30 protein-coding genes are annotated in these 25,892 nt (G+C 62.2%); 26 read left to right on the top strand and 4 right to left on the bottom strand.

Going from position 1 to position 25,892, the window contains the following annotated elements:
• Positions 1-36: 36 nt before the first annotated feature.
• Positions 37-861 carry a DUF8605 domain-containing protein gene (locus NKJ17_RS16295; protein WP_352689391.1) on the bottom strand — a complete coding sequence of 275 codons (825 nt, stop codon included), beginning with the start codon at positions 859-861 and terminating at the stop codon, positions 37-39.
• A gap of 144 nt (positions 862-1,005) precedes the next feature.
• Between NKJ17_RS16295 and NKJ17_RS16290 the strand changes: the two genes are divergently transcribed.
• From NKJ17_RS16290 to NKJ17_RS16215, 16 genes are all read left to right on the top strand, one after another.
• A complete protein-coding gene (locus tag NKJ17_RS16290; RefSeq protein ID WP_352689389.1) occupies positions 1,006-2,049 on the top strand; it encodes an enoyl-CoA hydratase/isomerase family protein in 1,044 nt (347 codons plus the stop codon).
• The gene (locus NKJ17_RS16285; RefSeq protein WP_352506512.1) at positions 2,046-2,468 is read left to right on the top strand and encodes a DUF6163 family protein; all 423 of its coding nucleotides are present in this window, start codon (positions 2,046-2,048) and stop codon (positions 2,466-2,468) included. The genes NKJ17_RS16290 and NKJ17_RS16285 overlap by 4 nt, the downstream gene beginning before the upstream one ends.
• A gap of 203 nt (positions 2,469-2,671) precedes the next feature.
• Complete coding sequence (gene ldtR, locus NKJ17_RS16280) at positions 2,672-3,187, top strand: transcriptional regulator LdtR (RefSeq protein WP_023674486.1); 516 nt, start codon at positions 2,672-2,674, stop codon at positions 3,185-3,187.
• 352 nt (positions 3,188-3,539) lie between these two features.
• Complete coding sequence (locus tag NKJ17_RS16275; RefSeq protein WP_352689388.1) at positions 3,540-4,793, top strand: L,D-transpeptidase family protein; 1,254 nt, start codon at positions 3,540-3,542, stop codon at positions 4,791-4,793.
• Positions 4,794-5,231: 438 nt separating this feature from the next.
• Positions 5,232-6,545: a serine hydroxymethyltransferase gene (glyA, locus tag NKJ17_RS16270; protein WP_254817549.1), complete on the top strand. Its 1,314-nt coding sequence runs from the start codon at positions 5,232-5,234 to the stop codon at positions 6,543-6,545.
• Positions 6,546-6,614: 69 nt separating this feature from the next.
• Positions 6,615-7,193: a hypothetical protein gene (locus NKJ17_RS16265; protein ID WP_352506510.1), complete on the top strand. Its 579-nt coding sequence runs from the start codon at positions 6,615-6,617 to the stop codon at positions 7,191-7,193.
• Between the two features lie 153 nt (positions 7,194-7,346).
• Entirely contained in the window at positions 7,347-7,856 is a 510-nt protein-coding gene (gene nrdR, locus NKJ17_RS16260) for a transcriptional regulator NrdR (RefSeq protein WP_352506509.1), read from the top strand.
• Positions 7,857-7,858: 2 nt separating this feature from the next.
• On the top strand, positions 7,859-8,989 hold the full coding sequence (gene ribD, locus NKJ17_RS16255; protein ID WP_352506508.1) for a bifunctional diaminohydroxyphosphoribosylaminopyrimidine deaminase/5-amino-6-(5-phosphoribosylamino)uracil reductase RibD: 1,131 nt from the start codon (positions 7,859-7,861) through the stop codon (positions 8,987-8,989).
• A gap of 30 nt (positions 8,990-9,019) precedes the next feature.
• Entirely contained in the window at positions 9,020-9,637 is a 618-nt protein-coding gene (locus NKJ17_RS16250; RefSeq protein WP_352506507.1) for a riboflavin synthase, read from the top strand.
• Between the two features lie 130 nt (positions 9,638-9,767).
• Positions 9,768-10,262 carry a 6,7-dimethyl-8-ribityllumazine synthase gene (ribH, locus tag NKJ17_RS16245; protein ID WP_352506506.1) on the top strand — a complete coding sequence of 165 codons (495 nt, stop codon included), beginning with the start codon at positions 9,768-9,770 and terminating at the stop codon, positions 10,260-10,262.
• Positions 10,259-10,759 carry a transcription antitermination factor NusB gene (nusB, locus tag NKJ17_RS16240; protein WP_352506505.1) on the top strand — a complete coding sequence of 167 codons (501 nt, stop codon included), beginning with the start codon at positions 10,259-10,261 and terminating at the stop codon, positions 10,757-10,759. Before ribH ends, nusB begins: the two co-directional genes overlap by 4 nt.
• Positions 10,756-11,973, top strand: a complete 1,218-nt coding sequence (locus NKJ17_RS16235) for an MFS transporter (protein WP_352689385.1) — start codon at positions 10,756-10,758, stop codon at positions 11,971-11,973. The genes nusB and NKJ17_RS16235 overlap by 4 nt, the downstream gene beginning before the upstream one ends.
• A 159-nt stretch (positions 11,974-12,132) precedes the next feature.
• Complete coding sequence (gene osmF, locus NKJ17_RS16230) at positions 12,133-13,044, top strand: glycine betaine ABC transporter substrate-binding protein OsmF (protein WP_352506504.1); 912 nt, start codon at positions 12,133-12,135, stop codon at positions 13,042-13,044.
• A 42-nt stretch (positions 13,045-13,086) separates the two neighbouring features.
• Positions 13,087-14,262 carry an ABC transporter permease gene (locus NKJ17_RS16225; protein ID WP_352689383.1) on the top strand — a complete coding sequence of 392 codons (1,176 nt, stop codon included), beginning with the start codon at positions 13,087-13,089 and terminating at the stop codon, positions 14,260-14,262.
• Positions 14,259-15,197, top strand: coding sequence for an ABC transporter ATP-binding protein (locus tag NKJ17_RS16220; protein WP_352506502.1), 939 nt, complete (start codon positions 14,259-14,261; stop codon positions 15,195-15,197). Before NKJ17_RS16225 ends, NKJ17_RS16220 begins: the two co-directional genes overlap by 4 nt.
• The gene (locus NKJ17_RS16215; protein ID WP_352506501.1) at positions 15,194-15,958 is read left to right on the top strand and encodes an ABC transporter permease; all 765 of its coding nucleotides are present in this window, start codon (positions 15,194-15,196) and stop codon (positions 15,956-15,958) included. The genes NKJ17_RS16220 and NKJ17_RS16215 overlap by 4 nt, the downstream gene beginning before the upstream one ends.
• Positions 15,959-15,984: 26 nt before the next feature.
• On the opposite strand, the gene NKJ17_RS16210 is transcribed toward NKJ17_RS16215, so the two are convergent.
• Positions 15,985-16,218, bottom strand: coding sequence for a hypothetical protein (locus NKJ17_RS16210; protein ID WP_352506500.1), 234 nt, complete (start codon positions 16,216-16,218; stop codon positions 15,985-15,987).
• A 79-nt stretch (positions 16,219-16,297) separates the two neighbouring features.
• Here NKJ17_RS16210 and NKJ17_RS16205 point away from each other — a divergent pair, with 79 nt between their 5' ends.
• Both NKJ17_RS16205 and NKJ17_RS16200 read left to right on the top strand, forming a co-directional pair.
• A complete protein-coding gene (locus NKJ17_RS16205) occupies positions 16,298-16,798 on the top strand; it encodes a DUF2165 family protein (protein ID WP_352506499.1) in 501 nt (166 codons plus the stop codon).
• Between the two features lie 252 nt (positions 16,799-17,050).
• Entirely contained in the window at positions 17,051-19,192 is a 2,142-nt protein-coding gene (locus NKJ17_RS16200) for a sodium-translocating pyrophosphatase (RefSeq protein WP_352477171.1), read from the top strand.
• Positions 19,193-19,315: 123 nt separating this feature from the next.
• Here the strand turns inward: NKJ17_RS16200 and NKJ17_RS16195 are convergent, their stop codons facing one another.
• A complete protein-coding gene (locus tag NKJ17_RS16195; protein WP_352506497.1) occupies positions 19,316-19,849 on the bottom strand; it encodes an outer membrane protein assembly factor BamE in 534 nt (177 codons plus the stop codon).
• Between the two features lie 114 nt (positions 19,850-19,963).
• Here NKJ17_RS16195 and NKJ17_RS16190 point away from each other — a divergent pair, with 114 nt between their 5' ends.
• The 7 genes from NKJ17_RS16190 (at position 19,964) to NKJ17_RS16160 (ending at position 24,900) form a co-directional block, all read left to right on the top strand.
• Positions 19,964-20,503 carry a ubiquinol-cytochrome C chaperone family protein gene (locus NKJ17_RS16190; RefSeq protein WP_352506496.1) on the top strand — a complete coding sequence of 180 codons (540 nt, stop codon included), beginning with the start codon at positions 19,964-19,966 and terminating at the stop codon, positions 20,501-20,503.
• 41 nt (positions 20,504-20,544) lie between these two features.
• On the top strand, positions 20,545-21,093 hold the full coding sequence (locus tag NKJ17_RS16185; protein ID WP_352477174.1) for a YceD family protein: 549 nt from the start codon (positions 20,545-20,547) through the stop codon (positions 21,091-21,093).
• A gap of 123 nt (positions 21,094-21,216) precedes the next feature.
• Positions 21,217-22,287, top strand: coding sequence for a phosphate acyltransferase PlsX (gene plsX / locus NKJ17_RS16180; protein WP_352477175.1), 1,071 nt, complete (start codon positions 21,217-21,219; stop codon positions 22,285-22,287).
• A gap of 9 nt (positions 22,288-22,296) precedes the next feature.
• Positions 22,297-23,268: a beta-ketoacyl-ACP synthase III gene (locus tag NKJ17_RS16175; RefSeq protein ID WP_352506495.1), complete on the top strand. Its 972-nt coding sequence runs from the start codon at positions 22,297-22,299 to the stop codon at positions 23,266-23,268.
• Positions 23,269-23,372: 104 nt separating this feature from the next.
• On the top strand, positions 23,373-23,696 hold the full coding sequence (locus NKJ17_RS16170) for an integration host factor subunit alpha (RefSeq protein WP_023674510.1): 324 nt from the start codon (positions 23,373-23,375) through the stop codon (positions 23,694-23,696).
• Between the two features lie 245 nt (positions 23,697-23,941).
• A complete protein-coding gene (locus NKJ17_RS16165; RefSeq protein WP_023674511.1) occupies positions 23,942-24,484 on the top strand; it encodes a MerR family transcriptional regulator in 543 nt (180 codons plus the stop codon).
• A gap of 74 nt (positions 24,485-24,558) precedes the next feature.
• On the top strand, positions 24,559-24,900 hold the full coding sequence (locus NKJ17_RS16160; RefSeq protein WP_352689380.1) for a hypothetical protein: 342 nt from the start codon (positions 24,559-24,561) through the stop codon (positions 24,898-24,900).
• Between the two features lie 126 nt (positions 24,901-25,026).
• Here the strand turns inward: NKJ17_RS16160 and NKJ17_RS16155 are convergent, their stop codons facing one another.
• On the bottom strand, positions 25,027-25,218 hold the full coding sequence (locus NKJ17_RS16155; RefSeq protein WP_352689378.1) for a hypothetical protein: 192 nt from the start codon (positions 25,216-25,218) through the stop codon (positions 25,027-25,029).
• A 317-nt stretch (positions 25,219-25,535) separates the two neighbouring features.
• Between NKJ17_RS16155 and NKJ17_RS16150 the strand changes: the two genes are divergently transcribed.
• Complete coding sequence (locus tag NKJ17_RS16150) at positions 25,536-25,814, top strand: helix-turn-helix domain-containing protein (RefSeq protein ID WP_023674515.1); 279 nt, start codon at positions 25,536-25,538, stop codon at positions 25,812-25,814.
• Positions 25,815-25,892 lie beyond the last annotated feature (78 nt).

The raw sequence follows: 25,892 nt of genomic DNA, 5'->3' as shown, positions 1-25,892 counted from the left end.
AATGCGACACGATTGTGCCAGCGGTCCTGTTGGGCGTTATTCTGGTTGACCATTGCTCGACAGGATCTGCGCAGCACCCCGCATGGCGACGCGGAATGCCTCGTCGAAGCTGACACCGCGCACTTGCCACTTATAAGCCTTGCCGTTCATGGCAAGCCGCCAATCGGCGATCCAGCCCAACTCTTTGTCGCTCCAGATCAGGCTGCCGGCGAGCGCCTGATCGGCACCGGCCTTTCGGGCAAGCTGGTCCAGCGTCGCCATATCGGCATGGCGCAGGGCCCGGTCGTCAAGCTTCGAGGCCGACAGCATCGACGCTTCGGGAAACAAAATCCGCATGACCAGCGGACCGGTGGCATTGACGAAGGATTCGCGCATCGCCGCCCCGCGCTGGTCGTCGGCAGTCAGCGCGAAATGCCTTGTGCCTTGCTCCGCCGCCAGAAAAATCGCCAGGCGTGGCCGCTCGGCAAGCCATGGCTTGCTGCCAAGCGCGGCAAGCACCGGATCGATGACGTCGGGCCTGTATAGGCAGGTGAGATCATGCGGCCGGTCGTGCGTGCCTTGTTCGTCATGGACCGGAATGCCTTCAAGGCGGTCGTGGTAGCGGAATTCGGCAACGAAGCTGCCGGCCTTGTCGCGCAGCGCCGCCACCTCAGGTTTTTTCGCCAGCCGCTGATCACCGGAGACACGGACCAGCACCGCATCCAAACATGTCTTGAAACCGATCTCGCGATTGACCTCGCCCTGGCCGGTGACGATGGTCTGCGACTGGTAGAGACTATCCACGGTTTCGGCCGATACGGGAGGAGTGTTCGCAGCGATTAGGCCGACCACCACAACAGCAAGGCGTGGCAACCAAGGCATGGCCCAACCTTCCAGTTCAAAGCGCCAGCATTAGCACCGGCTGCGGCCACGGGCCAGCAGGCGGGATTGGCGCTGCCATTGACGTGGCTATGCGCCACGCATTAGCACTTCACTCCCGGCGGGCGCGGGAGGGATTCTCTGGCGATGGATTTTGGCGGAGGCGACGAGATTCGCTTCGAAAGGTTGGGCAGGGCCGGCGTCGTCACGCTGACGCGGCCGCAGGCGCTCAATGCCGTAACCCACCGCATGGTCAAGGCGCTGGACAAGGCGCTGCGCAGCTGGGAACGCGACGATGGTGTCGACGTCGTCGTCGTCAAGGCCGAGGGCAGGGCATTTTCGGCGGGCGGCGACATCCTCCACATCTACGAAGCCGGCCGGGCTGGAAAACCGCCGGTCGAGTTCTTCGCCGACGAGTACCGGCTGAACGCCCGCATCGCCCGTTTCAAGAAACCCTATGTCGCCCTGATCGACGGCATCGTCATGGGCGGCGGCGTCGGCATCTCCTTCCATGGCTCGCAGCGGGTGCTGACCGAGAACGCGCAATTTGCCATGCCAGAGGTCGGCATCGGCTTTTTCCCGGATGTCGGCGCCAGCCATCTGTTGCCGGATCTCGGCGGCAGCTTCGGCATGTATCTGGCGCTGACCGGCAACCGCATCCGCTATGGCGATGCTTTGTGGTCGGGCCTCGCCACCCATACGATCAAGGCGGAGGACCAGCCCGGCTTTCTCGACCGGCTGGCGGCAAGCGCCGACCCGGAATCGGTGCTGCGCGGCTGCTTCGTCCCGGCCAAACGCGAGACAGACAGGCCGACGCTGGAAGCCATCGCTCGGCATTTCGCGCAGCCGTCACTGGCCGATATGGTCGCCAGCCTGGAGCGGGCAGCCATCGCCGACGAGTTCGCGGCAAAGACGCTGGCCACCATCCGCACACGTTCACCGACCAGCCTGCATGTCGCGTGGCGCCAGATCAGCGCCGGGCAGACGTTGTCGATGGACGAGTGCATGAAAATGGAGTTCCGTATCCTCAACCGTATGCTTGTCGGGCACGACTTCTATGAAGGTATCCGCGCCGCCATCATCGATAAAGGCTCGACGCCGCAATGGCGGCCGGCAGGCATCGATGACGTCAGCGCCGCCGACGTCGATGCCTATTTCGCATCGCTCGGCGAACGGGAACTGAAGCTGTGAGCGAGGCCACCTCGAGACGCGTGGTGCTGCAGCCCTCGACGATCGAGGTCATCTTCGCCTGGTTCCAGCGCGTTATCGCCGGCTATTGTCTGCTGTTCGGCATCTTGTACTGGATCCGGCTGATCGGCGTTTACCCCGGCCAGTTGTGGCGCTTCGATCTGATGCCGGTGCACTGGCAGGTGGCGGCGGTGGTGCTGGCGGTGTTTTTTCCATTCGCTGCCGCCGGCCTGTGGATGCTGGCGTCCTGGGGGCCGGTGATCTGGTTCATCTGCGCGGTGACCGAGTGCGTCATGTATGCTGGCTTCCCCGACTTGTTCGGCCGCCGGCCGCTGATCGTCGCCTCGCACCTTGCGGTGGCGCTGCTCTACATAGTGTTCCGCGTGGTGATCTGGATCCAGAAGCGGCAAGCCCGGCGATAGCAATTCCGGCCAGGATCGTTGGCTAAATCTTTAGGTTAATCATCCTTGCTCGGGTGACCGTCCGTTAAGCCTCTTTCGAAACCCCTTACCGGTAAGCTCTTGTTAGCCTTGGCGTTTAAGTCGAATTTTATGAGTATTCGATAGTGTCGCGATCAAGGTGAAGAACAAAAAAATCACCTGGCGACAAACGAGAGGCAAAGACAATGATCAATTCGCGTCCGGCGGCGAAGACCGCCAACGTATCCGATGACCGCCGCGAGGCGATCCGTTCGCTGTACATGGAATCGCTGCAGCTGGTCGAGCGGCTGCATCGCCGTCTGCTTGATGTGATCAAGGACGAATTCGACCGCAACGGTCGCTCCGACATCAACGCCATCCAGGCGCTGCTGCTGTTCAACATCGGCAATTCGGAGCTGACCGCTGGCGAACTGCGCTCGCGCGGCTATTATCTCGGCTCGAATGTCTCCTACAATCTAAAGAAGCTGGTTGATCTCGGCTTCATCAACCACCAGCGCTCGCGCATCGACCGCCGTTCGGTCCGTGTCTCGCTGACGCCGAAGGGCAACGAGGTGGCGGAAGTCGTCGCCGGCCTTTACGAACGCCATGTCGGCTCGATCGAGCAGGTCGGCGGCATCAACACGGAAGAGTTCAAGCAGATGAACCGCGCCCTGCAGCGGCTGGATCGGTTCTGGAACGATACCATCGCCTATCGGATGTAATCGCACCCGCCGCAGCAAGATCTGAAGCTGGACCACGGAAGTGCTGCCGCGGAGCAGACCAAAGACCGGTGCCGAAAAGCACCGGTCTTGCCGTTTCGTCAGGCCGGCCGATCCAAATTCGAGCAACAGCCACGTTGCCGCCATATTCGAATGGAACCGAAGATGCGGGTGATGCTGGGCCAAAGCCGTGCATTTGTCCTGTGCTCAAGTCACTTCCATGTGTTTTTACACCCATGTGTTTTTACACCGAAGTGATGCGGGCCATGGTTGGCTAATTGTTAAGAAGCCAACTCTAGAGTGCGGGCGAGACCGCCCGGTGGGTTGAATTGTAGCAAGAATGTCTGGACCATCCATGAGAACCAGCCGCCGTTTCTTCCTTTCAGGAGCCTCCGCGCTCGCAGCCGCAATGGTCGCCGGCCGCGCCAGTGCACAGGATGTGATCGGGGATATCCTGAAATCCTCGGCGCGTGGCAATTGGGACGACCAATTCGATGCGCGTGCCAGCGAAGGCGGCAAGGTTGCCTCGACGCTGCCGATCTTCAGCCTGCAGACGGTGTCCTTCACCGAGCAGGCGATCATGCAGTATCAGAATATCGTCGCGCAAGGCGGCTGGGAGCAGGTTCCAGACACCAAGAAGCTGCAGCTTGGCGTCGAGGATCCCGATGTGGTGCCGCTGCGCAGGCGCTTGATGATATCGGGCGATCTGGCGCAGAGCGCCGGGCTCTCGGAAGCGTTCGATTCTTACGTCGACTCGGCGCTCAAGCGCTTCCAGTTGCGTCACGGCTTGCCGGCCGACGGGACCACCGGCAAATATACTTTCGCGGCAATGAACGTGTCGGCGCCGGTTCGGCTTGGTCAGCTGCAGACCAATCTGCAACGGCTGCGTGAGCGGGCCGGCACGCTTGGCAACCGCTATGTGCTGGTCGACATCCCGGCGGCGCAGATCGAGGCTGTCGAGAACGACCGCGTTGTGCTGCGCCACACCGCGATCGTCGGCAAGATCGATCGCCAGACGCCGATCGTCAATTCCAAGATCAACGAAATCATCGTCAATCCGTACTGGAACGCGCCGGTCTCGATCGTGCGCAAGGACATCATTCCGCTGATGCGGAAGGACCCCAACTATCTCAAGGATAGCCATATCCGCCTGTTCGCGCCGGACGGCAGCGAGGTCGACCCAATGACGGTCGACTGGTCGACCGACGATGCCGAAAAATATCGCTTCCGCCAGGATCCCGGTTCCGGCAACGCGATGGCCTCGGTCAAGATCAATTTCCCCAGCCCGGACGGCGTCTACATGCACGACACGCCGCAGCAGAGCCTTTTCGGCAAGCTGATGCGCTTCGATTCCTCTGGCTGCGTGCGCGTTCAGAACGTGCGCGACCTCGTCACCTGGATTCTGCGCGACACACCGGGCTGGGATCGCCAGCATTTCGAGGCGGCGATCAAGACCGGGGAGAACACGCCGGTGCAGGTCACCAATCCGGTGCCGGTCTATTTTCTCTACGTCTCGGCCTGGTCAACAGGACCGGGCGTGGTCCAGTTCCGTGACGACATTTACGGCCTCGACGGAGCCAACGAGCTGCAGATCACATCCGCGCTCTAAGCAGCTGAGTTCATTTGCAAAAGGCCGCCGGAAGGGCGGCCTTTTTCGTTGCCGGGTCTTTCGCGACAAGCTTCGCTGGGCCGATCGCCGGATGGGGCTGCGCTTCCTGGGGGTCTGGGTCGGCGACATCGCGACGCGCGTCTCGGCGCGATTACACAAGCGCAAGGCCGAGCCGTTCGGGCTGCGCGTCCGGATCGCCGGCTCTGTTGCCGGCGTGCGCGGCGCCATCACGCCGGCCAGATCAACGACCATACGATGCAGGCGCTGTTCACCGAGATCACGCTCACCGAAGCCTGCCGGCCCTTCAGCAGGGCAAGGGAATAGGCCGCCAGTCTCTCTGGCGCAATCCGGCCAGCAAATTTCGCGCTCCAAACGTGGCGGGCCGAAAGCAACTGTGTTAATGGCGCGACAGACCCCGAACCTTGAGGAGTTCAGCCCATGGCAACAGCAGCGGCAGTGTCGAACAAATTCGAATCCTTCTTCGAAACCACGCTTGCCGATGCCGATCCCGAGATTTTCGGCGCCATCCGCAACGAACTCGGTCGCCAGCGCCATGAGATCGAGCTGATTGCCTCGGAAAACATCGTCTCGCGCGCCGTGCTCGAGGCGCAGGGGTCGATCATGACCAACAAATATGCCGAGGGCTATCCAGGCAAACGCTACTATGGCGGCTGCCAGTTTGTCGATGTCGCCGAGGAACTCGCCATCGAACGCGCGAAAAAGCTGTTCGGCTGCAACTTCGCCAACGTCCAGCCGAATTCCGGCAGCCAGATGAACCAGGCGGTGTTCCTGGCGCTGCTGCAGCCCGGCGACACCTTCATGGGTCTCGACCTCAATTCCGGCGGGCACCTGACGCATGGCTCGCCGGTCAATATGAGCGGCAAATGGTTCAAGGTCGTCTCCTATGGCGTGCGCCGGGACGATCATCTGCTCGATATGGACGCGATCGAGAAGACCGCCCATGAGACCAGGCCGAAGCTGATCCTGGCCGGCGGCACAGCCTATTCACGTGTCTGGGACTGGAAGCGTTTTCGCGAGATCGCCGATTCGATCGGCGCCTATCTGATGGTCGATATGGCTCATATCGCCGGACTGGTCGCCGGTGGCATGCATCCGTCGCCGCTGCCGCATGCCCATGTGGTCACCACCACGACGCACAAGTCGCTGCGCGGCCCGCGTGGCGGCATGATCCTGTGCAATGACGAGGACATTGCCAAGAAGATGAATTCGGCCGTCTTCCCCGGCCTGCAGGGCGGACCGCTGATGCATGTCATCGCCGCCAAGGCGGTGGCCCTGGGCGAGGCGCTGAAGCCGAGCTTCAAGGTCTATGCGGAGAGCGTCGTTGCCAATGCCAAGGCACTGGCCTCCAGCCTGCAGGAAACCGGTCTCGACATCGTCTCCGGCGGCACTGACAACCATCTGATGTTGGTCGACCTGCGCCCCAAGAACGCCACCGGGAAGCGCGCCGAGGCTGCCCTTGGCCGCGCCAACATCACCTGCAACAAGAACGGCATCCCCTTCGACCCGGAAAAGCCTTTCGTCACCTCGGGCGTTCGGCTTGGCACGCCGGCTGGCACCACGCGCGGCTTCGGCCAGGCTGAGTTCCGCGAGATTGGCAAGCTGATCGCCGAGGTGCTGGATGGACTGAAAGTCGCCAATTCCGACGATGGCAATGCGGCCGTCGAGGCAGTTGTGAAGACCAAGGTGGCGGCATTGACGGATCGTTTTCCGCTTTACCCGTATCTTGGTTGACCGACGCCGAGTGTCCTCCATGTGCGCGACAATCCCGGTGCGACAGCAAGGCACCTGCGGAGAAGCTCAATGATGCAAACTTTCCGTGTCGCCGGCTTTGGTGCCTTGCTGGCATCGGCCATTTTGCAGCTGTCCGGCCTCGCCTTGGCGCAGACCGAGCCGACGCCGGCAGCGCCAAGGACAGAGACCTTCGGCAGGTGGTCCACCACGATGGACGAGGTCAACACCGGTGAGGATGTGCGCAAGACCTGCGCCGCTTCGACGGTCTTTTTCGACGCTAACGGGACCACCGGTACCCTTACGCTGGCCATCTCGAACGGCGACGTACTGCCACCCGGAGGCTATCCGAGCCTCATCATCGCCGTGAGAAACAGTGACTTGCCCAAAGGTGACAACGTCCCGGCGGTGTTTCGCGACGTTAACGACAAGATCAAGGCTGGTTTTCATCTTATCGCCGACGGACAGTGGATGATGGACAACAAACCCGAGACCACGCTTGCCATACTGCGTGCCATGCGCCGTACGAGCGCCCTTGATGTCAGCTTCGCCGACAAGCCGGTCGCGACCATATCGATGGACGGCTTCACCAAGGCCTATCGCTATCTCGGCACGTCCTGCGGCTTCCCGACCGGCGACGTCGCTCCCTGATTGGCGTATTGCCGTTCAACTGCTTGCCACTCTCGCAATTTTCCTCGTGCCTCGCTATCTCTGAGGCGCGATCGGTCATCGGCCATACTTTGCCATCGTGGCAAAAACCTCTAAGCCTTTCGCTCCACGAGAATCGCGAACCGAAGGCTCTCCATGCGCTGCCCTTATTGCCAGTCCGAAGATACCCAGGTGAAGGATTCGCGCCCTGCCGAAGACGGAGCGGCGATCCGCAGGCGGCGCGTCTGCCCGGATTGCGGCGGCCGCTTCACCACTTTCGAGCGCGTCCAATTGCGCGATCTCGTCGTCGTGAAGAAGTCTGGACGCAAGGTGCCGTTCGACCGCGACAAGTTGCTGCGCTCTGTCGAGATCGCGGTACGCAAGCGCAATGTCGACCCGGAACGTATCGACCGGGCGGTGACCGGCATCGTGCGCCAGCTCGAAAGCTCGGGCGAGACCGAAGTGGCTTCGGGCGAAGTCGGCCGGCTGGTCATGGAGGCGCTTAAGTCGCTCGATGATGTCGCCTATGTGCGCTTTGCCTCCGTCTACCGCAATTTCCGCGAGGCCAAGGATTTCCACGACGTGTTGGGTGAACTCAAAGGCGACGAGCTCAAAACCGACGAGCCCAGGGGCGAAGAGCGGAAGAGCGAAGAGGATGCCAGTTGAGCATGGCAGGGTCCGAACCCAGCACGGCTGAGCAAGAGCTCCTCGATCGCCGCTATATGGCGGCAGCCCTCAGGCTGTCGCGCAAGAATGCCGGCCGGACCTCGACCAATCCTTCCGTCGGCACGCTGATCGTGCGTGATGACGGCAACGGGCCGATGATCGTCGGCAGCGGCGTCACCGCCGTCGGCGGCCGGCCGCATGCCGAGACCGAGGCTTTGGCAGAGGCCGGCGAACTGGCGCGCGGCGCCACCGCCTATGTAACGCTGGAGCCCTGCGCCCATCACGGCCGCACGCCGCCTTGCGCCAATGCGCTGGTCAGTGCCGGCGTGGCGCGTGTGGTCGGCGCTGCCAGCGATCCGGACCCGCGTGTTTCCGGCAAGGGCTATGCAATCTTGCGTGCCGCTGGGGTCGAGGTGGTGGAAAAAGTGCTGGCGGCCGACGCCGCGGAGCAGATGGCCGGCTATTTGATTCGATCTCTGAAAAAACGCCCGGAAGTGATTCTGAAGCTTGCGCTTTCAAGCGACAACAAGATCGGCGTGAGAGGCGAGGGACAAGTCTCCATCACCGGCGATATCGCCCGGCGCGAAGTCTATCTGATGCGGGGCGAAGCCGATGGCATATTGATCGGCATCGGCACGGCACTGGAGGACGATCCGGCGCTGACGGTTAGGCTTCCGGGACTGGAGAGCCGTTCGCCGGCGCGCATCATGCTCGACCGTCAGATCAGGCTAGCCGAGACTTCGAAACTGGTCGCCGGCGTCGACCGTGTGCCGCTCTATATCGCTGCCTGCGCCGAGGCCGATCCGCACCGGCGCGCCGCGCTCGAACGCGTCGGCGTTCGCTTCATCGGCACTGAGACGTATGAAGGCGATATTGCGCTGCCGGAACTGCTCGAGGATCTGGCGGCGCTCGGCATGGCCAGCCTCTTGGTCGAGGGCGGCGCCAGGGTGGCCAAGGCGTTCCTCGACGAACAACTGGTCGATCGTATCGTGCTGTTTCAGGGGCCGGACGCGATCGGCGAGGGCGGCATTGTATCGCCAATCGATGCCAACAATATCCCGCCGGGATTTCGCAAATTGCGCAACATGCGTTTCGGCGAAGACACATATGCGGAATGGATAAGAGACATCTAGGACCGAACTGATGTTCACGGGGCCAAACTAATGTTCACTGGAATCGTCACCGATGTCGGCACCGTCGCTGCCGTGAAGCCGCTCAGGGAAGGCGTCGGTTTGCGTATCGACACCGCCTACGATCCGCAGACCATTGCCATCGGCGCCTCGATTTCCTGTGGCGGCGTCTGTCTGACGGTAACGGGACTGCCGGAAGACGGCGCCAACGCACGGTGGTTCGAGGTCGAGGCCTGGGAAGAAGCACTCAGACTGACGACAGCTATGGCCTGGAAATCCGGCACGAGGATCAATCTGGAGCGGGCGCTGAAGATCGGCGACGAACTCGGTGGCCACATTGTATCAGGCCATGTCGACGGCATGGCCGAGATCGTGGCCCGCAAGGAGGAGGGTGACGCCGTGCGCTTTACCCTGGAAGCACCGCGCGGGCTTGCCAAATTCATCGCCCCCAAGGGTTCCGTCGCACTCGACGGCACTTCGCTCACCGTCAACAAGGTCGAAGGCACCCGCTTCGACGTGCTGTTGATCCATCATTCGCTGACCGTCACCACCTGGGGCGAACGCCAGGTCGGCGACTGGGTCAATCTCGAGATCGACACCATGGCCCGCTACGCCGCGCGGCTGATGGAGGCGGCGAAGGAGGGGCTTTGAGGCGCTCGTCCATAAAGCCCATTCCCTGATGCGATCGCCGCCGAGTTGGCCTTGAAAGTTCCTTCGGCAATCTTCCGCTTGCGATCAAACCGGCTTCGGCCTAAGTCACCGGCGATCCCCGGAGACATCTATGGCAGGCACATCCCAACACGGCAAAGCGTTCACCCGTCCGAAGAAGAAGGCGCACCTTCTTGTCATCGAGGCGCGCTTTCACGACGACCTTGCCGACGCGCTGCTCGAAGGCGCGACCAGCGCGCTCGACCAAGCGGGCGCGACATACGATGTCGTCACCGTTCCTGGTTCGCTCGAAATCCCCGCCGTGATTTCCTTCGCGCTCGACGGTGCCTCCGAAGGCGGGACGAACTATGACGGTTTCGTCGCCCTCGGCACAGTCATCCGCGGCGACACCTATCATTTCGAGATTGTCGCCAATGAATCCAGCCGTGCCCTGATGGACCTGTCCGTGCAGGATTCGGTCTGTATCGGCAACGGCATCCTGACCACCGAAAACGACGAACAGGCGTGGACACGGGCCAGGCGTTCGGAAGGCGACAAGGGCGGCTTTGCGGCGCGCGCGGCGCTGACCATGATCGCTCTAAAGGAACAGCTGGGAGAGCGAACGTGAGCGAACCCGCTTCGCCCGGCCAGCCTGCGGTTCGCCATGCCAACAAGCGCGGTGCAGCCCGTCTGGCCGCTGTACAGGCGCTCTATCAGATGGACGTCGCCGGCAGCGGCGTGTTTGAGATCACCGCCGAATACGAGGCGTTCAGGCTCGGAAAGGAAGTCGACGGCGCGCTCTATCGCGAAGCCGATGCGCAATGGTTTCGCGCCATTCTTGCAGGCGTCGTCGAGCACCAGAAGACCATCGATCCGATCATCCGACAGGCACTGACCGAGGACTGGCCTCTATCCAGGCTCGATTCCACATTGCGCGCCATATTGCGCGCCGGCGTCTACGAGCTGATGCAGCGCGAGGACGTGCCGGTGGCGGTCATCGTCTCCGAGTATGTCGACATCGCCAAGGCATTTTACGAGGACGACGAGCCGAAACTGGTCAATGCCGTGCTTGATCGCGTGTCGCGCCGGGTGCGCGGCGAGGGCCGCGGTAAGGACGCCTCATGACCGCCGTCGTCGCCGTTGAGGCGGGCAAGGAAGCGCGTCGCACCGCCTTCATCCTCGCAGCCTCGCAGGCGATCATCGGCTCGGCCGCACCCATCGCCATTTCCATGGGCGGATTGGCCGGGCAGTATCTGCTCGACGCTGACAAGTCGCTGGCAACCGCGCCGATCACCGGCTTCAATGTCGGCGTGGCACTCGGTTCCCTGCCGGCCGCGGCGGTCATCCGCCGGCTCGGCCAGCGCGACGGCTTCATGACCGGAACGGCGGTGACAGCGCTTGGCGGCCTGATCGCCACGCTGGCGCTGTTTCATCCCAGCTTCTGGCTGTTCGCTTTCGGCTTGGCCGTGATCGGGATCGGGGGCGCCTTCGTCCAGCAATTCCGCTTTGCCGCCGCCGACAATGCTCCGCCTGAATTCAAGGCGCGTGCCATCTCCTTCGTGCTGGCCGGCGGCATCGTCACCGCCATACTCGGGCCGCAGATCGTCATCTTCACCGGCGATCTGTTCTCGCCGGTGAAGTTTGCCGGCTCGTTTGCGTCCATCCTGGTGCTGGCGGCGGTCGGCGCCGCCATTCTCTCTTTGTTGCGTATCCCAGCCAAAGCAACCGAGAAGGTTGAAATTTCCGACGGCGACGCCAGGCCGCTCTCAGAAATCGTCACCAGGCCACGCTTCGTCGCGGCGTTGTTTTGCGCCATCGGCAGCTACGCACTGATGAGCTTCGTGATGACCGGCGCGCCGCTGGCCATGGTCGGCTGCGGCCTTTCGACCGACGACGCCACGCTCGGCATTTCCTGGCACGTCATGGCGATGTTCGCGCCGAGCTTCTTCACGGGGTCGCTGATCCATCGTTTTGGCGCTGAACGGATCGTGGCTATCGGCCTGGTACTGCTCGTTGGCTGCGGCATAGTCGCGCTGTCGGGGTTGGCACTGTGGCAGTTCTGGACGACGCTGATCCTGCTCGGCCTTGGCTGGAACTTCAGCTTCATCGGTGCCACTGCCATGGTGGCCGACAGCTACCAGCCATCCGAAAAAGGCAAGGTCCAGGGGTTCCACGATTTCGTCCTGTTCGGCTCCGTCGCCTTCGCCTCGCTGATGTCGGGCGCGGTCTACAATGCCTGGGGCTGGGAGATGCTGAACTGGATGATTTTCCCGGTCGTCGCGCTGTGCTTCGTGGCACTGGGCGTGTTGAAGATGACGGGCTTGCGGGCGGCCAACTGACGTCACGCTGTCGGGGCGTCGCGGCAGCGGATTCACTCACATCCGAACAAAATTATTGCGCCCATCCCCCCTCTTATGAAACCGTGTACCCCGACGGGGCATCGAAGCCATGCTCATATGCGGCAGCCGTATTCCGGTTCACAGCAAGGGATTTGTGAGATGTTTTCAATCAAGGTTCTGGCCGGCGCTGTACTAGCGCTCGGAATTACGTTTGCCTCGGCGAGTGCCCAGGTGGTGGTGTCGTCGAAGATCGACACCGAGGGCGGCGTGCTCGGCAATATCATCCAACTGGTGCTGAATGCCAATAATATCCAGACCACCGACCGTATCCAGCTCGGCGGCACGCCCGTGGTCCGCAAGGCGATTACAGCCGGCGAGATCGACATCTATCCGGAATACACTGGCAACGCCGCCTTTTTCTTCGAGAAGGCCGACGATCCGGTGTGGAAAGACGCCGCCAAGGCCTACGAGACTGCCAAGAAGCTCGACTACGACGCCAACAAGATCGTCTGGCTGTCACCGTCACCGGCCAACAACACCTGGGCGATCGCCCTGCGCAAGGAGGTCGCCGATACCAATAAGCTCGTCACCCTTTCTGACTTCGGCAAATATGTCTCGGGCGGCGGCAAGGTGGTGCTGGCGGCCTCCGCCGAGTTCGTCAATTCGGCGGCCGCGCTGCCCGCGTTCCAGAAGACCTATGGCTTCACGCTGAAGCCGGACCAGTTGATCACGCTGTCGGGCGGCGATACGGCGGCGACCATTGCCGCTGCGGCCAACCAGACCAACGGCGCCAACGCCGCCATGGTCTACGGCACCGACGGCGGCATCGCGCCCTCCGGCCTAGTCGTGCTTGAAGACGACAAGGTTGTGCAGCCGGTCTACCAGCCGGCGCCGATCATTCGCGAGGCGGTGCTGAAGGAGCATCCCGAAATCGAGACGCTGCTGAAGCCGGTCTTCGCCAAGCTCGATCTCGTCACGCTGCAGGAGTTGAATGGCCGCGTGCAGGTTGGCGGCGAGCCAGTCAAGGGCGTCGCTGAGGACTTTTTGAAAAAGAACGGCTTCCTGAAGTAAGGCGATTCCGGCGCTCCGCTTCAAGGTGCGCCGGATCGGCCGATGGGGGAGGGCGTGCGCATCCGGTTCGACAAGCTTGGCGTGGTCATCGCGGCGATATCGGCCTATGCGGCTTTCGCGGCGCCATTCGCCACCTTCCGTGCCAATCGCATCGTACCCGGCGAGGCGCGCTCGATCCTCGAATCTTTGCCCGCGGCGGTCGGTCCGCTATTGATGGCGATTGTTGTCGCAGCGGCGCTCATTGCGCTGCTGAAAACGCCGCTTGCTCTGCGCCTCGCCGCCAGTGCGGTTGCACTTGCGGCGCTGGCGCTGCTGATCGGCGTTGCCGGCAGCTTCCTGACGCCCGCAGGCAACACCTTCGCCCGTATCTCGCCGGCTTCGGGCTTCGGGCTGCTTATCTTCGCCTTCACCCTTCTGCTCGCCGACGTGCTCACAAGACTGAACCTGTCGCCCCGGGCACGGGTCGGCGTGCTTGTTGTCGCCGCAGCGGCGATCGGCCTGCTGCTCGTCTCGGGGAGCTGGAACAGCCTGTCGATCCTCAAGGAATATTTCAATCGCTCCGATAGTTTTTGGGCGGAAGGCTCCAAGCACGTTACGCTGGCGCTGGGTTCACTGGCGGCAGCAGTGATTATCGGCCTGCCGCTTGGCATCCTCTGCCATCGCGTCGAGAAATTGCGGGCCGGCGTGCTCAACGTGCTGAACATCATCCAGACCATTCCTTCGATCGCGCTGTTCGGCCTCTTGATCGCGCCGCTCGGCTGGGTCGCTTCGCATGTGCCGGGTGCTGCCGCGCTCGGCATTCGCGGCATCGGCACAGCGCCGGCTTTCGTCGCCCTGTTCCTCTATTCGCTGCTGCCGGTGGTGACTAATACCGTGGTCGGCCTTGCCGGTGTGCCGCGTGCCGCCAACGACGCAGCGCGCGGCATGGGCATGACCGACCGCCAGCGGCTGTTCGGCGTCGAGTTTCCGCTCGCCTTCCCGGTGATCCTCACCGGCATCCGCATCGTGCTGGTGCAGAATATCGGCCTCGCCACGATTGCCGCGTTGATCGGCGGCGGCGGCTTTGGCGTGTTCGTGTTCCAGGGCGTCGGTCAGACGGCGATGGACCTGGTGCTGCTCGGCGCCGTGCCGACGGTGGCGCTGGCCTTCGCCGTCGCCATCATCCTCGATGCAGTGATCCAAATGAGCGCCAGCAAGCGCAGGGTTGAAACGGCATGATCGAGATCGAAGGCATCACCAAGCGCTATGGCGAGACGACAGTCGTCAACGACGTGTCGATGGTAATCGAGCCGCGCAGCATCGCCGTCATCGTCGGCACCTCCGGCTCCGGCAAGACGACGCTGCTTCGCATGATAAACCGGCTGGTCGAGCCGACATCGGGCGTGATCAAGCTCGACGGCGTCGACAACCGCTCGGTGCCGGATTATGAGCTGCGCCGCAGCATAGGCTATGCCATCCAGGGCCACGGCCTGTTTCCGCATCGCACGGTGGCGCAGAACATCGCCACTGTGCCGGTATTGCTCGGCTGGGACGCCAACCGCATCAAGGCCCGCGTCGACGAGCTGATGACGCTATACCAGCTCGACCCGCAAGACTACGGGCCACGCTATCCGCACGAGCTTTCCGGCGGCCAGCAGCAGCGCGTCGGCGTCGCTCGGGCGCTTGCCGCGGAACCCAACGTGCTGTTGATGGATGAGCCGTTCGGGGCGCTCGATCCGATTATCCGCAACAAGGCGCAGGAGGATCTGCTGGCAATCCAGAAGCGCTTCGGCACCACCATCATCCTGGTCACCCATGATATGGAAGAGGCCGTTCACATGGGCGACAAGATCGCCGTGATGGACGGCGGCAAAGTGGTGCAATATGCCGAGCCGGCCGAAATACTGGCGAAACCGGCCAGCACGTTTGTCGAAACCCTGGTAGGTGCCAGCGAAAAACCGTTCCGGCTGTTGTCGCTTGGCCGGGTCCGCGACGCGGTGGAAAACGGCACCGCCGAAGGCGAGGCGATCCCCGGTGACGCCAGCCAGCGCGACGCGCTCGCCGAACTCCTGTGGTCGGGCCGCCCTGCGCTGCCGGTGACAGATACCGACGGCAAGCCGCTTGGCCGCGTCACGGTGGACGGGCTAGTTAAGCGCGCGGCGAGACCGGCATGAAAGAGGCTGGCTTCAAGGCTTGGCTTCCATCACTGCTCAGGCTTGCCCTGGTGGTGGTGCTTATCGCCTTCGTCACCAATCCCGGCTGGTTCGAACCGCTGCTGAAGCCGCTGACAGAGAACAACGCGCCGGTAATCTACAATCAGGGCAGCCTGTTGACGCTGACGCTGCTGCATCTGCGGACCGTGCTGATCGCGACGGTTGCCGCGACGATCGTTGCGGTCGCGCTCGCCATTTTGGTCACCAGGCCGGCCGGCGCCGAATTCCTGCCGCTGTCGCGCAGCCTGGTCAATATAGGCCAGACCTTTCCACCGGTGGCGGTGCTGGCGCTTGCCGTGCCGGCGGTCGGCTTCGGCGAAAAGCCGACGCTGATTGCGCTGTTTCTCTATGGCCTGCTGCCGATCTTCGAGAACGCGCTGACCGGCCTGACGACGCTGCCGGCCAACGTCGTCGAGGCGGCGCGTGGCGCCGGCATGACTGGCTGGCAAAGGCTGGTCAAGGTCGAGCTGCCGCTCAGCGCGCCGACCATTCTCGGCGGTATCCGGCTGTCGGTGGTGATCAGCCTTGCCACCGCGACCATCGGCTCGACAGTTGCGGCGAGGACATTGGGCGAGGTGATCATCGCCGGCCTGCTGTCGAACAACCTCGCCTTCATCCTGCAGGGCGGCCTGATCGTCGCCGCCCTTGCCGTACTGATCTATGACGGGCTGTCGGCGATCGAGCGCCGCACAGCGCGGCGCATGGGACGCGAGGCGGAGTAAGCCTCTCCGAGCGAGCTTCGTTCCTTTCAGCGGCCGATCGAACGCGCCGGATGATCAAGCGTCAGTTCGAGCGCCATACCCGTCCCGCTGGCGATCCAGCGGCGGCGGATGACGGCGAAATCGTGCTGTGTACCGGCTCTAACCACAGAGACCAAGTCGCCCACAGCGCAATCACTATCGAGATCGAGGGCTTCGACAGTCTCGGCAATGTCTTGCTTGCCGGCATAATGTCTTGCAATGGCTGTGAGTACGATGATCACTGGGCCACCCGTTGCGCGATCTTCGGGACTCGGCGATTGATGAGTGTGATCCCCCGATCTTTCAGCAGGAGTTCTTGCCATGACCGCGCGTTTCTCCAAGATCGTCATGTGTTTGTGTCTGGCGGCTTTCGCCTTCCTCGTCGCCTTTGGCAACATCACCGATTACGGCTCAAACTTCGCCTTTGTCCAGCATGTGCTGAGCATGGACACGACCTTTCCCGGCAACGCACTGATGTACCGCTCGATCACCAACCCGGCCTTGTGGACGGCAGGCTACTGGCTGATCATCCTTGGCGAGGCGCTGACCTGCCTGCTGTACCTGATCGCCGCCTGGCAACTTTGGCAGGCGCGCAACGCCAGCGGACAGGCTTTCAACGATGCCAAGAAGTTCGCCATCATTGCCGCCACAATTGGCTTTCTCGTTTGGTATTTCGGCTTCATGGTCGTTGGCGGCGAGTGGTTTGCCATGTGGCAGTCTTCGACATGGAATGGTCAGGAGGCGGCGTTCAAATTCTACATGACCATGCTGGTGGTGCTGGTCTTCGTCGTCCAGCCGGACGGCGACCCGCGCAAAGCTTGACGGCCCTTCGTCGATTTCAATCGATCTAACCGGATGGCGGTGTCGACAGGCGCACTGCCGTCCAGCCTTTTGGGCGAAACCCGGGATCTTTTGGGCGAAAGCCGGACAAGAACCGAACAATATCTTGACGTTCCGAGCCCTGTTTCGCATAAGCCGCTGCGAAGGGACGGATTCCGGTTGCGGAAATTCGTCCCCTGTCTCAACGGCCCGGGGAGGGGTTCTTTTGGGCCACCAATCGAGGAAAATTCGGCAATGACCATAATTTCAGCTGTCATCGCCTGCGGTCTGCTTTCAGTCCTTTACGCCATCTGGGCGACACGTTCGGTTCTCGCGGCCGATCAGGGCAATGCACGCATGCAGGAAATTTCCGCGGCCATCCGCGAAGGCGCGCAGGCTTATCTGGCGCGCCAGTACACCACCATCGCCATCGTCGGTGTCGTGGTCCTGCTGCTCGCCTGGTGGCTGCTTTCGATTACCGCCGCCATCGGCTTCCTGATCGGCGCCGTTCTGTCGGGTGCCGCTGGCTTCATCGGCATGCACGTCTCGGTGCGGGCCAATGTGCGCACCGCGCAGGCGGCTTCCAACAGCCTCGCTGCCGGCCTTGAGATCGCCTTCAAGTCGGGCGCCATCACTGGCATGCTGGTTGCTGGCCTGGCCCTTCTCGGCGTCTCCATCTACTACCTGATCCTGACCCAGTTCATGGGTCTGCAGCCAAACGATCGCGTCGTCATCGACTCGCTTGTTTCGCTCGGCTTCGGCGCCTCGCTTATATCGATCTTCGCCCGTCTCGGCGGCGGCATCTTCACTAAAGGCGCCGACGTCGGCGGGGATCTCGTCGGCAAGGTTGAAGCCGGCATTCCCGAAGACGATCCACGCAATCCGGCCACCATTGCCGACAATGTCGGCGACAATGTCGGCGATTGCGCCGGCATGGCGGCCGACCTGTTCGAGACCTATGCAGTGACTGTGGTCGCCACCATGGTCCTCGCCGCCATCTTCTTCGGCGGCACCGCCGTTCTCGGCGCGGCCATGCTCTATCCGCTGGCCATCTGCGGCGCCTGCATCCTCACCTCGATCGTCGGCACTTTCTTCGTCAAGCTTGGTTCCAGCGGCTCGATCATGGGCGCGCTCTACAAGGGCCTGATCGTGACCGGGCTGCTGTCGATTGTCGGCCTTGCCGTAGCCACTTCGGCATGTATCGGCTGGGGGGAGATCGGCACCGTCGCCGGCATGGCTATTACCGGCACGAACCTGTTCATCTGCGGTCTTGTCGGCCTTGCGGTGACCGGCCTCATCGTGGTGATCACCGAATATTATACCGGCACCAACAAGCGTCCGGTGAACTCCATCGCCCAGGCCTCGGTCACCGGTCACGGCACCAACGTCATCCAGGGCCTCGCGGTCTCGCTGGAAGCGACGGCGTTGCCGGCGATCGTCATTGTCGGCGGCATCATCTCGACATACCAGCTTGCCGGCCTCTACGGCACGGCGATCGCGGTGACGACGATGCTCGGCCTCGCCGGCATGATCGTCGCGCTCGATGCCTTCGGCCCGGTTACGGACAATGCCGGCGGCATTGCCGAAATGGCGGGCCTCCCCAAGGAAGTGCGCCAGTCAACCGACGCGCTTGACGCTGTCGGCAACACCACCAAGGCGGTAACCAAGGGCTACGCCATCGGCTCGGCCGGCCTCGGCGCGCTGGTGCTGTTCGCGGCCTATTCTAACGACCTGAAGTTCTTTGCCGCCAATGGCGACAAATACCCGTACTTCCAGGGCATGGGCGACGTCTCCTTCGACCTCTCCAATCCTTACGTCGTCGCCGGCCTGATCTTCGGCGGCCTGATCCCGTATCTGTTCGGCGGCATCGCCATGACCGCCGTCGGCCGCGCCGCGGGTGCTATCGTCCAGGAGGTGCGCAAGCAGTTCCGCGAGGATCCGGGCATCATGGCCGGCACCTCGAAGCCGAACTATGCGCGCGCCGTCGACCTTCTGACCAAGGCAGCGATCCGGGAGATGATCGTTCCGTCATTGTTGCCGGTGCTGGCGCCGCTGGTCGTCTATTTCGGCGTCCTCCTGATCTCCGGTTCGAAGGCATCCGCCTTTGCCGCGCTCGGTGCCTCGCTGCTCGGCGTCATCGTCAACGGCCTTTTCGTCGCCATCTCGATGACCTCCGGCGGCGGTGCCTGGGACAACGCCAAGAAGTCGTTCGAAGATGGTTTTGTCGACAAGGACGGCGTCAAGCATATGAAGGGCTCCGAAGCGCACAAGGCCTCGGTAACCGGCGACACGGTCGGCGACCCCTACAAGGATACTGCCGGCCCGGCGGTCAACCCGGCGATCAAGATCACCAACATCGTCGCGCTGCTGTTGCTGGCCGTTCTCGCGCACGGCTAAGCTCGGTCGCTACGACCTTAAGACAAAAACCCGCGGGATCGCTCCCGCGGGTTTTTCATTGCCTGAGATGTGCCGCTTACAGGGAAGCGAAAGGAACGGAAGGAAGCCGACACCCTGGGTGGATCAGGTGCCGCCGAGCGAGCTGCCGCCGCTGGCGCCGGGAACACCAGGCGCCAGCTTGCTGGCGCCACTGATGATCTGGCTGAGGAAGTTCTGGTCCTTGCCGCCGGTCGGCGTGGTGCGCGAGATGAAGTCGAACACTTTGCCGTCCTTCAACCCGTAATTGGCTATCTGCGTAACGCGCCCATCATCGCCAAAATAGACCGCCAGTACATGCTGGTCGACCAGCCGCGGCTTGTCGAAGGCGACGTAGCGCTTGCGCGTCTGCGAAATGTAATAAAAGGCCTCGTTGTCGAAGGTCGCTTTCGTCGAGGGAGTGCCGAGCGCCAGCAGCACCTGTTCGCGGCTTGAGCCGACCGGCACCAGGTCGATCGCCTGCTGGTCGATGACGTAGCCTTGCGTCAGCGTCTCGCTCGGATTGAGATCGCCGATCATCTTGGATGAATTGCAGGCGGAAAGCGCCGCAGCGATCACCAGCAGCGGAACCGCACCGGTGGGCCTGGGCAGGAAAGTCGACTTGAATTTCAGCGCGCGCAACTACAACTCCATAAGCTGGCCGCAACTTGCGCTGGGCCGCAAAACCGGTAAACCAGCTTGCTTGCCGATGCAACAAGGCCACTTCAACAAACGGTCCCGGGAGACCACCCTCAAATGTTCCAGCGCCTCTTTGGCCGCGAACGACATGCCAACCGCGCCATCACCGAGGCGCTTTACGCACAAATCGTGGCGGCGGCGCGGCAAACGGTGTTTTATTCCGCCTGGAACGTGCCGGACACACCGCTCGGCCGCTTCGAGATGCTGTCGTTGCACATGTTCCTGTTCCAGCACCGGTTGCGCGGCGAGGGTGGTGCGGCGGCAGAGGTTGCGCAGGTGCTGATCGACGAGTTCTTCATGGATGTCGAACATTCATTGCGGGAATTGGGCATTGGCGACGTCGGCGTGCCGAAGCGCATGCGGAAACTGGCGAAGATGTTCTACGGCCGCACCGCCGCCTATGACGATGCACTGCAACGAAATGACCATGATGCACTTGCCGCCGCCCTTGCCCGCAATGTCAGGCCCGATGCCGGCGCCTGGCCGCAAGCGTCGCAGCTGGCACTCTATGCCGCCAATGCATCCAGGCAACTCACGGAACAGCCGACCGAATCGATCGTTTCCGGCACGGTGGTATTTCCCGTGGCCAACGCTTGAGCGGCGGCAGGCCGAATGAAGATGGCGAAGTGGAGGCGAAGATGAAACGTCCTGATATCCACAGCCCAGTGTCATTCCGGGCAAATGTCGCTCGGCTGCCGCAAAAGGGGCTGCCGGTGGTGATCGATGCCGACGCCGGGCAGCGCGCCCTGCTGGCCGCCGAGCACGAGCTGCTTTCGGTAGAAAACTATCGCGCCGAACTCCTGGTCGAGCCTTGGAAGCGCAACGGGGTGAAAGTCAGCGGCCATGTCGAGGCCGATGTAACGCAGGCCTGCATCGTCACCCTCGACCCGGTCAAGGCGCATATCGACGAGCCGGTCGAAGCGCTGTTCCTGCCGGAGCAATCCAAACTCGGGCGGCAAGGTTTCGACGGCGGCGGTGAGATCCTGCTCGACGCCGAAGGGCCGGACAGCCCGGAAACCTTTTCCGGCGACGCCATCGACGTCGGGGCGCTTGCCGAACAGTTCTTTGGCTTGGCGATCGATCCCTATCCGCGCAAGCCCGGTGTGTCGCTGGAGGCTGCCGGCGATGCCGAGCCTGTGGAGAATGAATTCCAGCAAAAGCTGAGATCACTGTTGGGAAAATCCTGATAGCTGATCCAATTTGAGAAAAGTTGGTTGTGCGGCAGCCCAAAACCGTTATTTTCGCCGAACCTTCGCGAGCCCCGTACCTTGGCAAGCCCGCTGGCCAAGCAACCGTGAGATGAACACCGCGTGATCAGGATTTCCATCGATGCCATGGGCGGCGATCACGGGCCAAGCGTGGTCATCCCGGCGCTCATGACTGTCGCCACCCGCCGTCCGGACATACGCTTCGTCATTTATGGGCGCGAAGAAGTGGTACGGCCCGAACTCGCCAAATTCCCCAAGCTGGCGGACGTGAGCGAGTTCATCCACTGCGAGATCGCAGTCCGGATGGACGACAAGCCGAGCCAGGCGCTGCGCCATGGTCGCTGGAAATCATCGATGTGGAAGGCCGTCGAGGCGGTCAAGGCAGGCACTGCCGACGCCTGCATCTCAGCCGGCAATACCGGGGCGCTGATGGCAATGTCCAGGTTCTGCCTTCGCACCATGGCGACCATCGATCGCCCGGCAATCGCAGCGCTCTGGCCGACATTGCGCGGCGAAAGCGTGGTGCTGGACGTCGGCGCCACTATCGGCGCGGATGCGCATCAACTGGTTGATTTTGCCATTCTGGGCACCGGCATGGCGCGCTCGGTTTTCGGCATCGAACGGCCGAGCGTCGGCCTGCTCAATGTCGGCGTCGAGGAGATCAAGGGTCAGGAGGAGGTCAAGGAGGCGGGCCGCATGCTTCGCGAGGCCAACATGGCCTCGATGAACTACCATGGCTTTGTCGAGGGTGACGACATCGGCAAGGGCAGTGTCGACGTCGTCGTTACCGAAGGATTTGCCGGCAACATCGCGCTGAAGACGGCGGAAGGCACGGTCAGGCAGATCGCCGGCTATCTGCGCGCGGCGATGAACCGGACGCTGATGGCCAGGATCGGCTATATCTTCGCGAAGACCGCCTTCAATCGCCTGCGCGAGAAGATGGATGTCGGCCGCTCCAATGGCGGCGTCTTCCTCGGGTTGAACGGCATCGTGGTGAAAAGCCATGGCGGGGCTGATTCGGATGGCTTTGCGGCGGCGATCGAGCTTGGCTACGACATGGTACGCAACAATCTGCTTGACCGCATTGAAGCCGATCTCGACCTGTTCCATGCCCGCAATCCGAATGCCCAGACAATCCGGAAATCCGACGTCGTCATCGACGCAAAGGAATAGGAAAGAGCATTGATCAGATCAGTCGTGCGCGGCACGGGCGCCGCGCTGCCCCGCCGCATTATGAAGAATGCCGATTTCGAAGGCATGGTCGAGACATCGGACGAGTGGATCGTCCAGCGCACCGGTATTCGCCAGCGCCACATCGCGGCCGACGACGAGACGACGGCCTCGCTGGGCGAGGCGGCGGCGCGCGCAGCCCTCGACAGCGCCGGCCTGATGGCGGACGACATCGACCTGATCGTGCTGGCGACCTCGACGCCCAACAACACCTTTCCCGCGACCGCGGTCGAGATCCAGAACCGGCTCGGCATGCACCACGGTTTTGCCTTTGACCTGCAGGCGGTTTGCTCCGGCTTCGTCTATGCAGTGACGACCGCCGACCTCTATATCCGCGGCGGCTTGGCCAGACGGGTGCTGGTGATCGGCTCGGAAACATTTTCGCGCATTCTCGACTGGAACGACCGCTCGACCTGCGTTTTGTTCGGCGACGGCGCCGGCGCGATGGTGCTGGAAGCAGGCACGGGAGCAGGCGGCATCGCCGACCGAGGCGTTCTGGCGGCCAGCCTGCGCTCCGACGGCATCCACAAGGACAAGCTTTTCGTCGACGGTGGGCCGTCGACCACCGGAACGGTCGGGCACCTCAGGATGGAAGGCCGCGAAGTGTTCAAGCATGCGGTCGGCATGATCACCGACGTCATCGAGGCGACGTTCGCACAGGCCGGCATCAGCGCCGCCGATCTCGACTGGTTCGTGCCGCATCAAGCCAATAAACGAATTATTGACGCTTCGGCCAAAAAGCTCGGGATAGAGGAGCGGAAGGTGGTTGTGACCGTCGATCTGCACGGTAATACCTCCGCTGCTTCCGTGCCGCTGGCACTGTCCGCGGCCGTCGCCGACGGTCGCATCAAAACGGGTGACCTGGTACTGCTTGAGGCGATGGGCGGCGGCTTCACCTGGGGCGCGGTCCTGCTCCGCTGGTAAGTGCCGAACTATCGGGTTCGGGTCCTTGACCTTGACGGATCAATTACTTAGGTTCTGCCGTTGCTTGTATCGATTTATGTTTTTGAGCTGATGGGACGGTTCGTATGGGGGGAAAGACACTTACGCGCGCCGACCTCGCCGAAGCCGTTTACCGCAAGGTTGGGCTGTCGCGTACTGAATCGGCTGAGCTTGTCGAGGCGGTGCTGAATGAGATCTGCGAGGCGATCGTTCGCGGCGAGACGGTGAAGCTGTCGTCCTTCGCGACCTTCCACGTGCGCTCCAAAAACGAGCGCATCGGGCGCAATCCCAAGACCGGCGAGGAAGTGCCGATCCTGCCGCGCCGGGTGATGACCTTCAAGTCGTCGAACGTGCTGAAGAACCGTATCCTGCGCTCCCATCAAAACAGCAAAGTCAAGGGCAGCAAGTAGCCGCCCAATCCCCCTTTGCCAAGAATCATGCTCCAGGCTTCGGTTGAAAAGCGAACCCTGCTTTTGCGCCGGGCTTGAATATTGTTTCATAAACCGCTGAAATAAGATGCGATTCGGTACGCCGGATCGGTATTTGGGTGTGATCCGTTCCGGCGGGACGGAAAGCTGCTCTCCTTGTTAAGTGTGATGTCGCCCGAACCCGGTTCCCGCCTTTCGCGATCATGCTCTAGCGTGAGGATTCGCCCATGGACAAGAGCCCTGATGCTTTCCGCACCATCAGCGAGGTCGCGGAGGATCTGGATTTGCCGCAGCACGTGCTGCGCTTCTGGGAGACGCGTTTCAACCAGATCAAGCCGATGAAGCGCGGCGGCGGCCGCCGCTACTACCGTCCGCAGGACGTCGAACTGATCAAGGGTATTCGTCATATGCTCTACGACCAGGGCTATACGATCAAGGGCGTGCAGAAGCTGTTGCGCGAGAACGGCAACCAGTTTCTGATCGCCGTCGGCAGTGGCGACATGGCGGCGGTCGAGGCGATCTCGCAGCGCCGACAGGCTGACACGGTACCGCTGACGCAAGCGGCGCAGCCGCGCGGCCCGGACGACGAAATGCTGGTCGGCCAACCGAGGGTGAAACCCAGCCGTCGTTTTTTCGGCATCGGCAAGACCGACGAGGAAGGTCCGGTTCCGCCGGACACGTCAAAGCTTTCCCGTGACAATCGCGCATTGCTGCAGGAGGCGCTGTTCGACCTCCTGGAATGCAAGCGCCTGCTCGATCAGGTTCGCTAGAGCCCGCCGGGCTGACCGGAACGGTCTTCAGGGTCATGCGTTAGGCTTCCTTCTACATATGAAGGAAGCACGTCATGCCATCGCTTTCGAGCATCTCCGACACCGATCTGAACAAGCAGGTCGCGGCCCTGACCAGGGAACTGGCCACCTTGAAGAAAGCCGTGTTAAAGCGGGGCGGCGCCTTTTACGAAGACGGGCGCGATACCGCATCGGATTATTATTCGGATATCACTGAGCGCCTCGGCGACGCTTTGCCGGCAATCAGAAGGCAAGGCCGGGCGATCGAGAAGACCGCCCGAGATCACCCGGCGACGGCGGCCGCTGTCGGACTGGTTCTGGTCGGGCTCGTCGCCAGTCTGTTCCTCGGCGGCCGGCAGCAACAAGCACCGCGGGCGCGTTCAAGATCGGCACGTTGAGATAAGCAAATGGCGGTGGTCAGCGGACCGCCGCCATTTTTCGCCGACACGGAAAGCCCGGCAAGCGCGCCGCCCTTGATCAAGCACCAGAACGCCTGATTGCGGGTTGTTCGCCCGAGGGTGTTTTCAGTACTTCTTCGCGACAACCTTCTTGTGATGGTGGCGGTAGTGGTGGACGCGGTGATGGTAGTGATGGCGGTGATGCTTCTTGACGGTGGTGTGCATCGTCGTTGCATTCGCGTTGCTTGCGCCGATGATCGGCATCGAGAGGGCAAGTGCGATTGCAAGTCCAAGGGCGGAGAGAAGAGGCTTGTTCATGACATCGTTTCCTTTTTGCGCAAGCGGAAATTGAGCGTCACTGATTCAGGTCGGTGACCCAATCGGTGCGGTTGGGACTATCGCCTTGGAGTTTTTCGGCCGTTTTTCCGGCCTGTAGAATTTTGTTTCCGAACTGTGTCTGCTGAGGATCCGGCCAGATGCCGGCGCGCCGGCATCCGCCATCCATTCCGGCGTCGGTTCACGATGCCGTGACGCTATCTTTGATGCTTGGCAAATCACCGGCGAGCGGGCATTCTCCCGATCGTCTCAGGCAACAACATGATTTGATCTAACTCTTTCATCCCACGGAGTTGCCAATGCCCCAAATAGCAAAACGCGAACCTTACTCCGAACTGGCGGCGAGCGCGGTTACGCCTGAACGCAGTGCCGTCCGAACCGCCCGGGAAGCCCGTGGATACAGCATCGAAGAGCTGTCCCTGGCGTGCGGGCTGGCAGCCTATGAGATTGCCGACATTGAAAGCGGCAAGGATGCCGATCCCTCGAAACGTCGGCGTATTGCCTCCGCGCTTCAACTTCCTGAAAGCGCTCTGTTTGACGAAGCCGTGTTGCCTGCCAAAAGGCGATCCGTGTCGTAGCGACGTGTCATGCTTTTATTCCACGAGCTCGCCATGGGTCGCCCTGGCGGGCTTCGTTTTTTTCGGCCAGGTAGTGGA

The organism is Mesorhizobium sp. M0208, assembly GCF_040322015.1.
GTDB lineage: Bacteria > Pseudomonadota > Alphaproteobacteria > Rhizobiales > Rhizobiaceae > Mesorhizobium.
This window is presented reverse-complemented; position numbering and strand designations above follow the sequence as displayed.

Coding starts and splice junctions, on each gene's coding strand:
- NKJ17_RS16150 (WP_023674515.1), top strand. CDS start 25,536: ATGCCCCAAATAGCAAAACGCGAACCTTACTCCGAACTGGCGGCGAGC.
- NKJ17_RS16250 (WP_352506507.1), top strand. CDS start 9,020: ATGTTCACTGGAATCGTCACCGATGTCGGCACCGTCGCTGCCGTGAAG.
- ribD (WP_352506508.1), top strand. CDS start 7,859: ATGGCAGGGTCCGAACCCAGCACGGCTGAGCAAGAGCTCCTCGATCGC.
- NKJ17_RS16220 (WP_352506502.1), top strand. CDS start 14,259: ATGATCGAGATCGAAGGCATCACCAAGCGCTATGGCGAGACGACAGTC.
- NKJ17_RS16215 (WP_352506501.1), top strand. CDS start 15,194: ATGAAAGAGGCTGGCTTCAAGGCTTGGCTTCCATCACTGCTCAGGCTT.
- NKJ17_RS16295 (WP_352689391.1), bottom strand. CDS start 861: ATGCCTTGGTTGCCACGCCTTGCTGTTGTGGTGGTCGGCCTAATCGCT.
- NKJ17_RS16205 (WP_352506499.1), top strand. CDS start 16,298: ATGACCGCGCGTTTCTCCAAGATCGTCATGTGTTTGTGTCTGGCGGCT.
- NKJ17_RS16275 (WP_352689388.1), top strand. CDS start 3,540: ATGAGAACCAGCCGCCGTTTCTTCCTTTCAGGAGCCTCCGCGCTCGCA.
- nrdR (WP_352506509.1), top strand. CDS start 7,347: ATGCGCTGCCCTTATTGCCAGTCCGAAGATACCCAGGTGAAGGATTCG.
- NKJ17_RS16170 (WP_023674510.1), top strand. CDS start 23,373: ATGGGGGGAAAGACACTTACGCGCGCCGACCTCGCCGAAGCCGTTTAC.
- NKJ17_RS16235 (WP_352689385.1), top strand. CDS start 10,756: ATGACCGCCGTCGTCGCCGTTGAGGCGGGCAAGGAAGCGCGTCGCACC.
- ldtR (WP_023674486.1), top strand. CDS start 2,672: ATGATCAATTCGCGTCCGGCGGCGAAGACCGCCAACGTATCCGATGAC.
- NKJ17_RS16190 (WP_352506496.1), top strand. CDS start 19,964: ATGTTCCAGCGCCTCTTTGGCCGCGAACGACATGCCAACCGCGCCATC.
- NKJ17_RS16290 (WP_352689389.1), top strand. CDS start 1,006: ATGGATTTTGGCGGAGGCGACGAGATTCGCTTCGAAAGGTTGGGCAGG.
- osmF (WP_352506504.1), top strand. CDS start 12,133: ATGTTTTCAATCAAGGTTCTGGCCGGCGCTGTACTAGCGCTCGGAATT.
- NKJ17_RS16160 (WP_352689380.1), top strand. CDS start 24,559: ATGCCATCGCTTTCGAGCATCTCCGACACCGATCTGAACAAGCAGGTC.
- glyA (WP_254817549.1), top strand. CDS start 5,232: ATGGCAACAGCAGCGGCAGTGTCGAACAAATTCGAATCCTTCTTCGAA.
- NKJ17_RS16155 (WP_352689378.1), bottom strand. CDS start 25,218: ATGAACAAGCCTCTTCTCTCCGCCCTTGGACTTGCAATCGCACTTGCC.
- ribH (WP_352506506.1), top strand. CDS start 9,768: ATGGCAGGCACATCCCAACACGGCAAAGCGTTCACCCGTCCGAAGAAG.
- NKJ17_RS16200 (WP_352477171.1), top strand. CDS start 17,051: ATGACCATAATTTCAGCTGTCATCGCCTGCGGTCTGCTTTCAGTCCTT.
- NKJ17_RS16225 (WP_352689383.1), top strand. CDS start 13,087: ATGGGGGAGGGCGTGCGCATCCGGTTCGACAAGCTTGGCGTGGTCATC.
- NKJ17_RS16165 (WP_023674511.1), top strand. CDS start 23,942: ATGGACAAGAGCCCTGATGCTTTCCGCACCATCAGCGAGGTCGCGGAG.
- NKJ17_RS16185 (WP_352477174.1), top strand. CDS start 20,545: ATGAAACGTCCTGATATCCACAGCCCAGTGTCATTCCGGGCAAATGTC.
- NKJ17_RS16265 (WP_352506510.1), top strand. CDS start 6,615: ATGATGCAAACTTTCCGTGTCGCCGGCTTTGGTGCCTTGCTGGCATCG.